This window comes from Pseudomonas sp. LBUM1671 (assembly GCF_059695685.1).
Window position 1 is genome coordinate 1,570,193 of sequence record NZ_CP166782.1, and the last position, 13,057, is coordinate 1,583,249.

General features: G+C 59.9%; 12 protein-coding genes. 8 read left to right on the forward strand and 4 right to left on the reverse strand.

Going from position 1 to position 13,057, the window contains the following annotated elements:
- The first annotated feature begins 6 nt into the window (after positions 1 to 6).
- From cysK to ACA060_RS07120, 4 genes are all read left to right on the forward strand, one after another.
- Positions 7 to 981 (forward strand): cysteine synthase A, encoded by a 975-nt coding sequence (gene cysK, locus ACA060_RS07105; RefSeq protein WP_109628464.1) that lies wholly within the window; start codon positions 7 to 9, stop codon positions 979 to 981.
- A gap of 212 nt (positions 982 to 1,193) precedes the next feature.
- Positions 1,194 to 2,132, forward strand: a complete 939-nt coding sequence (locus ACA060_RS07110) for an aspartyl/asparaginyl beta-hydroxylase domain-containing protein (protein ID WP_109628465.1) — start codon at positions 1,194 to 1,196, stop codon at positions 2,130 to 2,132.
- A 180-nt stretch (positions 2,133 to 2,312) separates the two neighbouring features.
- The gene (locus ACA060_RS07115) at positions 2,313 to 2,477 is read left to right on the forward strand and encodes a hypothetical protein (RefSeq protein WP_178082288.1); all 165 of its coding nucleotides are present in this window, start codon (positions 2,313 to 2,315) and stop codon (positions 2,475 to 2,477) included.
- A 111-nt stretch (positions 2,478 to 2,588) separates the two neighbouring features.
- The gene (locus tag ACA060_RS07120) at positions 2,589 to 3,452 is read left to right on the forward strand and encodes a DMT family transporter (protein ID WP_109628466.1); all 864 of its coding nucleotides are present in this window, start codon (positions 2,589 to 2,591) and stop codon (positions 3,450 to 3,452) included.
- A 260-nt stretch (positions 3,453 to 3,712) separates the two neighbouring features.
- Here the strand turns inward: ACA060_RS07120 and ACA060_RS07125 are convergent, their stop codons facing one another.
- The 4 genes from ACA060_RS07125 to ACA060_RS07140 form a co-directional block, all read right to left on the reverse strand.
- Positions 3,713 to 4,654: a LysR family transcriptional regulator gene (locus tag ACA060_RS07125; protein WP_109628467.1), complete on the reverse strand. Its 942-nt coding sequence runs from the start codon at positions 4,652 to 4,654 to the stop codon at positions 3,713 to 3,715.
- Positions 4,655 to 4,724: 70 nt separating this feature from the next.
- Positions 4,725 to 6,254: a tripartite tricarboxylate transporter permease gene (locus tag ACA060_RS07130; protein WP_109628468.1), complete on the reverse strand. Its 1,530-nt coding sequence runs from the start codon at positions 6,252 to 6,254 to the stop codon at positions 4,725 to 4,727.
- Positions 6,251 to 6,784, reverse strand: a complete 534-nt coding sequence (locus tag ACA060_RS07135; protein ID WP_109628469.1) for a tripartite tricarboxylate transporter TctB family protein — start codon at positions 6,782 to 6,784, stop codon at positions 6,251 to 6,253. Before ACA060_RS07135 ends, ACA060_RS07130 begins: the two co-directional genes overlap by 4 nt.
- 52 nt (positions 6,785 to 6,836) lie before the next feature.
- A complete protein-coding gene (locus ACA060_RS07140) occupies positions 6,837 to 7,853 on the reverse strand; it encodes a Bug family tripartite tricarboxylate transporter substrate binding protein (RefSeq protein WP_497316293.1) in 1,017 nt (338 codons plus the stop codon).
- 377 nt (positions 7,854 to 8,230) lie between these two features.
- Here ACA060_RS07140 and ACA060_RS07145 point away from each other — a divergent pair, with 377 nt between their 5' ends.
- The 4 genes from ACA060_RS07145 (at position 8,231) to ACA060_RS07160 (ending at position 13,034) form a co-directional block, all read left to right on the forward strand.
- On the forward strand, positions 8,231 to 9,565 hold the full coding sequence (locus ACA060_RS07145) for an MFS transporter (RefSeq protein WP_497316295.1): 1,335 nt from the start codon (positions 8,231 to 8,233) through the stop codon (positions 9,563 to 9,565).
- Entirely contained in the window at positions 9,558 to 10,529 is a 972-nt protein-coding gene (locus tag ACA060_RS07150; RefSeq protein WP_497316297.1) for an amidohydrolase family protein, read from the forward strand. The genes ACA060_RS07145 and ACA060_RS07150 overlap by 8 nt, the downstream gene beginning before the upstream one ends.
- Complete coding sequence (locus ACA060_RS07155; protein ID WP_497316299.1) at positions 10,526 to 11,530, forward strand: 4-hydroxythreonine-4-phosphate dehydrogenase PdxA; 1,005 nt, start codon at positions 10,526 to 10,528, stop codon at positions 11,528 to 11,530. The genes ACA060_RS07150 and ACA060_RS07155 overlap by 4 nt, the downstream gene beginning before the upstream one ends.
- A gap of 328 nt (positions 11,531 to 11,858) precedes the next feature.
- A complete protein-coding gene (locus ACA060_RS07160; RefSeq protein ID WP_064679200.1) occupies positions 11,859 to 13,034 on the forward strand; it encodes an L-rhamnonate dehydratase in 1,176 nt (391 codons plus the stop codon).
- The last annotated feature ends 23 nt before the right edge of the window (positions 13,035 to 13,057 follow it).

Here is a 13,057-nt window from a genome sequence, read left to right on the forward strand (position 1 = left end):
CCAGCCATGAGCCGTATTTACGCTGACAACGCCCATTCCATCGGCAATACGCCGTTGGTGCAGATCAACCGCATTGCCCCGCGCGGTGTGACCATCCTGGCCAAGATCGAAGGGCGCAACCCGGGTTATTCGGTCAAGTGCCGGATCGGCGCGAGCATGATCTGGGACGCCGAAAGCTCCGGCAAACTCAAGCCTGGCATGACCATCATCGAACCGACGTCGGGCAATACCGGTATTGGCCTGGCGTTTGTTGCCGCGGCCCGTGGTTACAAATTGATGCTGACCATGCCGGCGTCGATGAGCATCGAACGACGCAAGGTCCTCAAGGCACTGGGCGCCGAACTGGTCCTGACTGAACCGGCCAAGGGCATGAAGGGCGCGATCGAGAAGGCGGCCGAAATCCTCGCCAGCGACCCGGCCAAATATTTCATGCCGGCGCAGTTCGACAACCCGGCCAACCCGGCCATTCACGAGAAAACCACCGGCCCGGAAATCTGGAACGATACCGACGGTGCGGTCGATGTGCTGGTGGCAGGCGTTGGAACAGGCGGAACCATTACCGGTGTTTCGCGGTATATCAAGAATACCCAGGGCAAACCGATTATCTCGGTGGCGGTGGAGCCGGTGGTGTCACCTGTGATTACCCAGGCGATTGCCGGTGAAGAGATCAAGCCGAGCCCGCACAAGATCCAGGGGATCGGTGCCGGTTTTGTTCCGAAGAATCTGGATTTGTCGATCGTCGATCGGGTTGAGTTGGTCAGTGACGAAGAATCCAAGGCCATGGCCCTGCGCCTGATGCAGGAAGAAGGGATCTTGTGCGGTATTTCCTGTGGCGCCGCGATGGCAGTGGCAGTGCGTCTGGCCGAAACACCGGAAATGCAGGGCAAGACCATCGTGGTGATTCTGCCGGATTCCGGCGAGCGCTACCTGTCGAGCATGCTGTTCAGCGATCTGTTCACCGAGCAGGAGAATCAGCAGTAAGCACTGAAAACGATTTTTCCTTTTGCTGAGAGGGCTGATTCAGGTCAGCCCCCGTTCAGGAACCTTATGCTAATAAGTGCTTTATTGCACAAACCTTAATACTGAATGTCGAGTTTTGCGGGTTTTTCCCGAGGCCGGTAATGTTTATCATGGCCGGCTGCCACGTCGGGTAAATGGCGTTGTGCAAAGAGCCTAATCTCAAGGAGCCGTAGATGACCTTTTCCTTTGCCGCGAAAGCGTCAGTGTTGCTGCTATTCCTGGGCAGCACCCTCTATGTGCATATGCGCGGCAAGGCGCGATTACCGGTTCTGCGCCAGTTCGTTAACCACTCGGCCCTGTTTGCGCCATACAACGCCTTGATGTACCTGTTCTCCAGCGTGCCATCCAAACCCTATCTGGACCGCAGCAAATTCCCGGAACTTGATGTGCTCAAGGACAACTGGGAAGTTATCCGCGACGAAGCCATGCACCTGTTCGACGAGGGTTACATCTGCGCCGCCGAAAAGAACAACGATGCCGGTTTCGGTTCGTTTTTCAAGAAAGGCTGGAAACGTTTCTACCTCAAGTGGTACGACAAACCCCTGCCATCGGCTGAAACCCTGTGCCCGAAAACCGTGGCGCTGGTCAGCAGTATTCCCAACGTAAAAGGTGCGATGTTTGCGTTGCTGCCGGGCGGCAGCCACCTCAACCCGCACCGCGACCCGTTTGCCGGTTCCCTGCGTTATCACCTGGGGCTGTCGACGCCGAACTCCGATGACTGCCGCATCTTCGTCGACGGTCAGGTATACGCCTGGCGTGATGGCGAGGACGTAATGTTCGATGAGACCTACGTGCATTGGGTCAAGAACGAAACCGAGAAAACCCGGGTCATTCTGTTCTGTGACATCGAACGACCGCTGAGCAACCGCATCATGACCCGTATCAACCGCGGGATCAGCGGCCTGCTCGGTCGCGCCACCGCGCCTCAGAATCTTGATGATGAGCGAGTCGGCGGGATCAACCAGGCGTATGCCTGGAGCAAGAACTCCAGCGACAAAGTCAGCGGCGTGGTCAAACGCTGGAAGCGTCGCAACCCCAAGGCATACCGCGTGCTGCGGCCGGTGCTGGCGGTGGTGGTGTTGACGTTGTTGGGGTATTGGTTGTTTGGGTGACTGGATGTAATAGAAAACCGCTCCTAATGAGCGGTTTTTTTATGAGGAAAATTAAACGATGCGCCGCGACGAGGTGTCTTTATTGGCCCTTTGTCCAAGTCATTGCAATCCATGTCCGACGCTGGTTATAGTCGGCGCTCGCCTGCTCTCCCGAGCACGGCCCCAAAAAAAGATCAGCCCATGCCAGCTTCCCTCATCAACGCGGTAGTCGATTCAGCGGTCAACGCTGGCGTCGTGCCGTGCGGGATTCAGCAGCCTGCGCAGATCAGTCATTACCCCCCACCTGTCAGTAGCACGCCGGTGTGCGCAGTCGTATCACCGCCGGGCGTTGGCTTTTCGGGCTGATCAGCTTCTTTTTGCTGTTCCCATGCCCGTCTAAAAAGTTTTCGCCTGAAAAACTACTGAATTTCAGCTTCGGCTGACTTGGCTTTTTTTGCCTGACTACAGGTGGTATTCATGTTTGTCCTTTCGAAAAAAACCGCGCTCGCGGCGGCGTCCACGAGCCTGTTCGTTCTGCTGTGGAGCAGCGGGGCGATCTTCTCCAAATGGGGCCTGGCCCACGCATCACCCTTCGCCTTTCTGCTGATTCGCTTTGTCATCGCCTTGTGCGGATTGATGCTGTTGGTGCCTTTGCTCAAGCTGAAAATGCCCAAGGGCGGCAAGCCGATGGTGTATGCGATGGCCACGGGCGTGGTGTTGCTGGGGGCGTATCAGATTTTTTATCTGCTGGCCCTGGACCTGAAAGTCACCCCGGGCGTGATGGCGACAATCATGGGGGTGCAGCCGATTCTCACGGTGGTGATCATGGAACGGCAGCGCTCAGCCAGCCGAATGTTCGGTCTGGCGCTGGGTCTGGCCGGGTTGATCATGGTGGTTTACCAGGGCATCGGTCTGGCCGGCATGTCACTGGCCGGCATGCTCTTCGGTTTGCTGGCCCTGGCGAGCATGACGTTCGGCTCGATCATGCAGAAACGCATCACCGACAATCCGCTCGGCACGCTGCCGGTGCAGTACCTGGCGGGGCTGTTGCTCTGCGGGATCTTTGTGCCGTTCCAGCCGTTTCATTTCGAACACAGCAGCGGGTTTTTCGTGCCGGTGGTGTGGATGGGGTTGGTGGTGTCGGTGCTGGCAACCTTGTTGCTGTACCGCTTGATCGCTCGCGGCAATCTGGTGAATGTCACCAGTCTGTTTTACTTGGTGCCAGCGGTGACGGCAGTGATGGACTACCTGATTTTTGGTAATCGTTTGGCGGCATTGAGCATGCTCGGCATGCTGCTGATCATCATCGGTCTGGTCTTCGTGTTCCGTAAAACAGCGTAGGAACGGGTCGGGGGCATATCCGTTTCTTTGGTTATGGCGGCTATTGGTTCCGGCCTTACGGCGGGTCACTTTGGAAAAGCCCCAAAGTAACCAAAGGGCTCTTGCCCCTGACGTTCGGTGCCGAGCCACAGCGAGGCACCGTACGTCAGGGGCGAAAGCGTTTGGTTACTTTGCGCTTTTCAAAGTCACCCGCCGTAAGGGCGGAACCAATAGCCGCCGTTACCCAAAAAACGGATATGTACCCCAACCAAAAAAACCTGTTATTTGCTCAGCGCATGCTCGGCCCGCACCGAATTCATGAACGCCTGCATCGCCGACGATTGAATCCGGTGACGCCGGGTGATCAGCCCATACGGCGGCAGTCGTGCCTCGAACTTGATCGGCAACACCGCCAGCAAATCACGCCCCGGATAATCCTCCACCACCGACACCGGCGTGACGCCGAGCATGTCGGTCTGCTGGATCAATGACAGCAAGGTCATGATCGAGGTGGTTTCGACGATGCTGCTCGGAATATCGACCCGCGCATTGTGGAATACCTGATTGATGATCGCGCGCATCGGGCTCGGTTGCTGTTGCAGCACCCAGGTCATGTTCTGCAACTCTGCCCAGCTCAGGTTTTTCTCCTTCGCCAACGGGTTCTGTGCGCCGGATATGACGCACAAGGCTTCTTCGCCGAGGCTGTCGAACAGCAACTCCTCGGCGCGCGCGCCCACCGGAATCCGGCCCAAAACGATGTCCAGTTGATCCTGCAACAGTGCTTGCACCAGCACGTCACTGGTGTCGACCTGAATGCTCATGGACAAGCGCGGATGGCTCTGTTTCAAGGTCGCGATGGTGCGGGTCAACAGCCCCGAGGCCAACGCCGGAATCGCACCGACCGCGACCCGGCCAAGGTTGCCGGATTCGAGCGCGACCAGTTCTTCCCGCATGCCGCTGAGTTCAGCAAACACCATGCGCGCGTAGTAGATGACGGTTTCCCCGAACGGGGTGGAGCGCATGCCTCGAGGCAGGCGTTCGAAAAGCTCGACGCCGAGCAAATCCTCGGCTTCGTGCAGCATCTTGGTGGCTGCCGGCTGGGTCATGCCGATGTGGTCGGCGGCGCGGCGCAACGAGCCGAATTCCTGTAATGCCAGCATCAGCCGCAGTTGGCGCAGACGCAGTCGGCTGTGGATCACATTGGCAGCAGGAATTCGGGTCATGTGGCCGTGCTCGCAATAAGGACTGCGGCAAGCCTGACAACAAATGTCAGGCGTTGCCAGTATTGCCGTGTCACAGCACCGATTTAGGCTTGGCGACCTGAGGTTTGCGCAGGCCCGTCAGGGTTCCCAGCGCCTTGGAAATCAACGGCCAGAACAGCATCAGCAGCGCCGCCGTAGTCAGGCTGCCCACCAACGGATTGGACCAGAAGATCCCCAAGTGCCCATCGGAGAACAGCATCGACTGACGGAACGCATCTTCCGCCTTGTCGCCCAGTACCGCCGCCAACACCAGCGGCGCGATCGGGTAACCGAGTTTCTTGAACAGGTAACCCAGCGCGCCGAAGCCGAGCATCAACACCACGTCGACGAACGAGTTGTGCACCGAGTAGGCACCGATAGCGCAGACCATGATGATGATCGGCGCAATGATCGAGAACGGAATGCGCAGGATCGAAGCGAACAGCGGCACGGTGGCCAGCACTACGATCAGGCTCACTACGTTGCCGAGGTACATGCTGGCGATCAGGCCCCAGACGAAATCGTGCTGCTCGACGAACAACGTCGGGCCAGGATGCAGGCCCCAGATCATCAAGCCGCCGAGCATTACCGCTGCCGTCGCCGAACCCGGAATGCCGAGGGTCAGCATCGGCAACAAGGCACTGGTGCCAGCGGCGTGGTCGGCGGTTTCCGGGGCGATCACGCCTTCGAGTTCACCCTTGCCGAAGTTCTCGCGGTTCTTCGAGAAGCGCCGCGCCAGGCTGTAGCTCATGAACGAGGCAGCGGTGGGGCCGCCAGGCGTAATGCCCATCCAGCAACCGACCAGCGTGCTGCGCACAATCGTCCACCAGTAGCGTGGCAATTTGGCCCAGGTGCGCAGGATGATCATCGGCGTAATGCGCGCATGCTCGCCGCGAAACACCAGGCCTTCCTCGACGGTGCAGAGGATTTCACCGATGCCGAACAGACCGATCACCGCCACTTCAAAACTGATGCCTGTCATCAAGGCGGGTTGGTCGAAGGTCAGGCGCAAGTTGCCAGACACGGTGTCCATGCCCACGGCAGCCATGGCGAAGCCGATCATCATCGCAACCACGGTTTTCAGCGGCGGGTTCTTGCTCATGCCAATGAAGGTGCAGAACGCCAACAGGTACACCGCGAAGAACTCCGGTGAACTGAACGACATGGCAAACGCGGCGATCTTGGTCGACAGGAACGTCAGCAACAACACCCCGGCCAGGGCGCCGATCAGTGCCGAGCTGAACGCTGCGGTCAGGGCTTCGGCGGCGCGACCTTCGCGGGCCATCGGGTAGCCGTCGAACGTGGTCGCCACCGATGAGGGCTCACCGGGGATGTTGAACAGAATCGAGGTGATCGAGCCGCCGAACAGGGCGCCCCAATACATGCACGACAGCAAAATGATTGCCGACACCGGCGACATGGTGAAGGTCAGTGGCAGCAGCAACGCCACGCCATTGGGAGCGCCGAGGCCGGGCAATACGCCGACCAGAATGCCCAGCAGCACGCCGATCACCATCAGGCCGATGTGGCCCGGGGTCAGGATCAGATTCATGCCTTGCAGCAGGGAATCGAATTCGCTCATTTGAAACTTCTCCCGGCCAGGCTAATCCAGTCGCCCATCGGGCCGGCATCCAGCGGGACCTTGAACCACAGCGCGAAAATCAGGTAGCTGGCGAGCACTGCGCCGAGGGACACGGTGCCGATCATCAACTTGCCATAGGGTTTGACGCGCACCTTGTCACGCCACATGAACCAGGCGATGAAACAGGCCGAGGCCACGTAAATGCCGGTGAACGGCATGGCGCCGACGAACAGCGCAATCGGGATGAACACCGACAGCACTTGCTTGAATGCACTGCGGCTCACGAATGCAATGCTCAGGGCCTGCCAGCGCACCACGGTCAACACGCCGTTGCCCACGCTCGCGGCGCTCAAAAGCAAGCCGATGTAGAAGGGGAAGTAACCCGGCTCGGGGCCGGAATCGCCCCAGCCGATACCTTGTTCGAGACTGCCGTACATCACCACCGCGCCGATCAGCGTAGTGAAGAATGTCAGGCCGAGCTCGACCCAGCGGGTACCGACCAGCGCCGATGAATCCGAAGAATGGGACATGAAAGCACCTCCAGAGGTGACGGCCGTGCGCTTGCGGACGGCCGCGAACAACTCAGTTTTTCAACCAGCCGGCTTCTTTGAACACCGGCGTGACGCGGGCGGTGTCTTTCTCAATGTAGGCGGTCAGCGGCTCGCCTTCGAGGAAGGTCGGCACCAGTGCATTCTGCTTGACGTACGCCTTGAACTCCGGGGTCTCGGTGACTTTGCGCATCAGCTCGACATAAAACGCGCGCTGTTCGGCGGTGACTTCGCCGGGCATGAACACGGTGCGCGGGAAGCGGTACTGATCGATGCCCAGGCCTTGTTCGTGGCAAGTCGGGACATCGGCCCAGGATTTATCGCCCGCGACCTTATCGGTGTAGCCCATGCGCTCTTTACTGAACACGCAGAGCGGCTCGACCTGGTCCCCGCGCCACTGGCTGATGCTTTCGCTGGGGTTGTTGACGTTGGCGGCGATGTGTTTGCCGGCCAGTTGGGTCGCGGCTTCGCTGCCGCTCTTGAACGGGATGTACACCAGTTTGCTGTTGTTGGTCTGGTTCAGCAGCAGCGTCAGGGTCTGGTCGACATCCTTGGACTGGCTGCCGCCCATGCGCAGTTTCGACGGATCAGCCTTGGCGGCTTCGTAGAAGCCTTTGGCGTCCTTCCAGGGCGCATCCTTGTAGCTCCAGAGAATGAAGTCGTCCTCGGCGACGGCGGCAACCGGGGTCAGTTCCTGCCATTGATAGCCGAGCTTGGAAACCAGCGGCAACAGGTAGATGTTGTTGGTGCCGATCACCAGTTTTTCCGGATCGCCCTTGTTCATCTTCAAGTCGAGAAAGGCTTCGGCGCCGTTGCCGCCGCCCTTGTTGAGGACGATGGTATTGACGTCGAGGAACTTGTGCGTGGTGATGATCGACTGGATCAGCCGACCGAGTTGGTCAGTGCCGCCACCGGGGCCGCCGGCGACGACGATTTCGACGTTCTTGTCCGGCTGCCAGGCGGCGTTGGCAAGCGCGGGGAGGGCGCCAGCAGCGATCAGCGTGCAGCCAAGAATCAGACGGGATGTGCGACGGACGAATGCATTTCGCATGGAAGGCCTCGTTTTTTGTAATTGTTATGAATGACTTGTCGGTGCTCAAAAGCTGCAAGCCTGGGCTGAGTGTGGGAAGGGTCCGCCCCGGCGTCTAGTCAAAACAAAACATACACCGATAGCCTGCGGTTATAGGTCGAGACGGACAAATCAGTGATTGTCGCTGAAGGCTTTGCGCCAGAGCCTTTTGAGAGGAAAGTCGGTACAGGCGGCCTACCGTGAAAGCCCCCTGAAAACAGGGTATGCCATAACCCGAGGCTATCGCCGTATCTCAATCATTGATTAGACGGTTATCACTGAGCCTTCGATAGTGCTCATCAGCGCGGCAAACAGGCAGCGCACGGCATTCACAAAAATAATAAATCGAGGTACGCACCATGGCTCGTCCCAGTGCTTCCCTGCATCTACCCGGCGCGAGTGTCCAGCCAGCGTCCACACCGTTGACCAGCGCCACCAAAGCCAGCGGCGTGCGCTGGCGAATCTTTGCCATCGTTTTCGCGCTGACCATGGTCAACCTGATCGACCGGGTGTCACTGTCGATCGCGATGCCGACCATCGCCCACGAGTTTTCCCTGTCGCCAAGCATGCAAGGGCTGATCCTCAGCAGTTTTTTCTGGGCCTATGCGTTGTTGCAGATTCCCGGCGGCTGGCTGATCGATCGCTTCGGCCCGCATCGGGTCATCAGTTGGTCCACCGGGTTGTGGGGCACCTTTCAGGTACTGGCGGCGTTTGCGACGGGCGGCTTGTCATTGCTGTTCGCCCGGGTTGCACTCGGTGCTGCCGAGGCGCCGTTGTTCCCCTCTGGCGGCAAGCTGATTTCCCTGTGGCTGGCGCCGAGCGAGCGCAGTCGCGGCGCGGTGCTGATGGACAGTGGCAGCCCGTTGGGCGTGGCGCTGGGCGGGTTGATCATTGCCTACCTGATTGCTTCCCTGGATTCGTGGCGCCTGGCGTTCGTGATTGCCGGTATCGCGACCCTGGTGCTGGCCTGGCTGGCGCGGCGTTATCTGCGCGATGACCCGGCCACTCACCCGCAAGTGAATGCCGAAGAATTGGAGAAGATCAACGCCGGGCGCGCGACACCGGCTGCCGAAGCGGCGCGGGTGCCGGTCAAAGGCCTGGGCATTGCGGCCCGCTCGCTGAGCGGTTTGCTGATCGGTCGCGCCAGTTGGGCGATGGTGTATTTCGGTTTGCTGACCTGGGGCCCGAGTTATCTGGCGCAGGCTCGCGGCTTTGATATCAAGGGCATCGGCGCGGCGACTTTCGTGATCTTCGTGTGCGGCGCGTTGGGTTCGCTGACCGGTGGTTTCCTCTGCGATGGGTTGATCCGCAAGGGCGTGAGCCGTGGTGTGGCAGTCAAGAGCCTGCTGGCGTTTTCCGGTCTGGTCGCCCTCGGCGCCTTCCTGTTGTTGCCGACCCTGAGCAATCCTTTTGCGGCCGTGGCGTTGTTGGCCATGACCGCGTTTTTCCTGATGTGGGGCAGCCTCTACTGGAGCTTCCCGGCGTTGCTGGCGGCACCGGCGCGGGTCGGGTTGATCGGCGGCGTGATGAACATGGCCGGCAGCACTGGCGGTATCGCGGTGCCGATCCTGGTGGGGATCATTCTGCAGATGACCGGTGGTTTTGCGCCGGTGCTGGGGTTCTTTGCGGTGTGCTCGGCAGTCTTTGTGCTGGCGACGTTGTTCATCAGTCTCGACGAGGTGCGTAATGGGTGAACACCTATCTAACCGAGCGTGGAACGGACCAATCATCGACGCCCATCATCACTTCTGGGACCCGACGATCAATGACCATCCGTGGCTGGCGCCCGAGGCCAACATTGCGTTTCGCTACGGTGATTACAGCGCGATCAAGCGGCGCTATTTCCCCGAGGATTATTTCGCAGACGCCGGCCCGCATCGCGTGGTGCAAACGGTTTACGTCGAGACCGAATGGGACCCGCAAGACCCGATTGGCGAAACCGTGTTCATCGAAAGTCTGACGGCCCGTTACGGCGTCCCCAACGCAATCGTGGCGCAGGCCTGGCTCGATCACCCGGACGCCGTCGCGGTACTGAGTGAACAAGCGAGCTTCAAGTGCGTGCGCAGCGTTCGCCACAAGCCGGGCGGACCGACTTCCCCCGCGCAGGTTGGCCATGTGCGCAGCCTCATGAGCGACGAGCATTGGCGGCGCAGTTTTGCTGCCCTGGAAGGCCTGGGGTTGCATTTCGACTTGCAGACGCCCTGGTGGAATCTGCACGAGGCGGAACGGCTGGCCCGGGACTTTCCCGGCACCACGCTGATCCTCAACCACGCCGGGTTGCCCAATGACCGCAGCGCCGAAGGCCTGGCCGGTTGGCGTCTGGCGATGGCGCGGCTGGCCCAATGGCCGAACGTGCAGGTGAAGATTTCCGGCCTTGGCCAGAAGGGCCAGGCATGGCGCGCCAAGGACAACGCCTGGATCGTGCGTGAAGTGATCGCCATGTTCGGCACCGACCGGGCGATGTTCGCCAGCAACTTTCCGGTGGACAGCCTGTGTGGCTCGTTCGACGACATCTACAGCGGTTTCAAATCCATCGTTGCTGATCTGCCAAGCGCCGATCAGGAGCGACTGTTCTACAGCAACGCGCAGCGGGTCTATCGCTGCGAGCCTTGCGCCATTGATCGCCAATGGCCTGAATTCTTGAGGAGTGAAGCATGAACAAGACAACCATCGCGATGGTGCTGGGTGACCCGGCGGGCATTGGCCCGGAACTGATCGCACGTCTGCTGGCGGAGCCTCAAGTGCGCAGCCAGGCCAATGTGATCCTGATTGCCGATGAAGCGGAGATGCGCCGTGGCATGCGCATCGCCGGGATGGAGTTTCCTTACCGTCGCGTCGAGTCGCTGGATCAGCTGTCGTTTGTCGACGACACGCCGCTGTTCTACGACTTTCGCGGCGACACCGTCGGTGAATTTCCACGCAGTGAAGCCAGTGTCATCGGCGGTCGCTACAGCCTCGACACCCTGGAACAAGCCCTGCGCCTGACCGAGGCCGGGACCACCGACGCGGTGCTGTTCGGGCCGTTGAACAAGACCTCGCTGCACATGGCCGGCATGGCCCACAGCGATGAACTGCACTGGTTCGCCGAGCTGCTGGATTTCCACGGGCCGTTCTGCGAATTCAACGTGCTTGATAACCTCTGGACCTCCCGCGTGACGTCTCATGTGGCATTGGCCGAAGTGCCGGGCATGCTGACCCAGACGCGGGTAGTGGAAGCGATCCAGCTGATCGACACCGCGCTCAAGCGCAATGGCCTGGAAAAACCGCGCATCGGTGTGTGCGGCTTGAACCCGCACAACGGCGACAACGGCTCGTTCGGGCGCGAAGAACTGGACATCATCGGCCCGGCCGTGCGCTCGGCCCAGGCGTTGGGGATTGCGGCCGAAGGACCGTATCCGGCCGACACGATTTTCCTCAAGGTTCAGGGCGATGCCAGTGCCTTTGACGCGGTGGTGACGATGTATCACGACCAGGGGCAGATCGCGATCAAGTTGATGGGCTTCTCCCGTGGCGTCACCGTACAGGGCGGCTTGCCGATCCCCATCACCACACCGGCCCACGGCACCGCCTTCGATATCGCAGGGCAGGGCAAGGCCAATGTCGGTGCGATCCGCCAAGCCTTCGAAATCGCCTGCCGAATGGGCGTCAACAGCTACTGATCCAATTCCTAAAACTGCATAAATCCCCTGTGGGAGCGAGCCTGCTCGCGATAGCGGTCTGACAGTCACTGTAGAAGTGCCTGGCCTGACGCCATCGCGAGCAGGCTCGCTCCCACATTTGTTTTGTGTGTGGCTGATAACCCTATCCACTCACTATTGCGTTTTTCCTATCACCCCAGGTTATCGCCGGATACGCATAAGTGATTATCCGCACCCCCCGGGCGCTGGCTAAAGTCGCTCCATCGAATGCCGGAACCCGCCACCCCGAGCGGCTCTGCGCAGCGACTCAACAACTACAAAAAGCCGGCAGCGCAAGGAATCCGTATCCATGAAAATCAAAGCCATCCGTACCCGCGTTTTCGAGTGGAAAGGCAAAGTCGTTCCCCCTCAGGCGCACTTCTGCACCAACGCCAGCGACATCCTGTTCGAGCGCGGCGACGCCATGGGCTCGTTCCGTTTCCACGGCTGGCTGGTGGTGGAAGTCGAGACCGACACCGGTCTCGTCGGCATCGGTAACTGCGCCCTGGCGCCACGTGTGGCCAAGGAAATCATCGACACCTACCTGGCGCCGATTGCGATTGGCGAAGACCCGTTCGACAACGAATACATCTGGCAGAAAATGTACCGCCAGAGCCACGCCTGGGGCCGTAAAGGCATCGGCATGGCGGCGATCTCGGCGATCGACATCGCCATCTGGGACATCATGGGCAAAGCCGTGAACAAGCCGGTGTTCAAACTGCTTGGCGGGCGCACCAAAGAGAAGATCTGGACCTACGCCTCCAAGCTCTACGCCAATGACAACCTCGACCTGTTCCTCGAAGAAGCCCAGGGCTATCTGAACCAGGGTTTCACCGCGCTGAAAATGCGCTTCGGCTATGGCCCGAAAGACGGCCCTGCCGGCATGCGCAAGAACATCGAGCAAGTGCGCGCCCTGCGTGAGCTGGCCGGCCCCGACATCGACATCATGCTCGAATGCTACATGGGCTGGACCCTGGAGTATGCCCGCCGCATGTTGCCCAAACTCGCCGAATTCGAACCGCGCTGGCTCGAAGAACCAGTGATTGCCGACGACATCGAGGGCTACATCGAGTTGAAAAAAATGGGGATCATGCCGATCTCCGGCGGCGAGCATGAGTTCACCTCCTATGGCTTCAAAGACCTGCTGGAACGCCGCGCCATCGACGTGATCCAGTACGACACCAACCGCGTCGGCGGCATCACCGCTGCGCGCAAGATCAACGCGATGGCCGAAGCCTGGTCGGTGCCGGTGATCCCGCACGCCGGGCAGATGCACAACTACCACCTGACCATGTCCACCACCGCCTCGCCGATGGCCGAGTTCTTCCCGGTGTTCGACGTCGAGGTCGGCAACGAACTCTTCTACTACGTGTTCAAGGGCGAGCCGCAACCGGTCAACGGTTACATCCAGCTCGATGACGACAAGCCGGGCCTGGGCCTGGAAATCTCCGATGAGTACTTGAGCGACTTCAACATCATCGAGTGACCCAAATCCCCGACTTTCTGGAG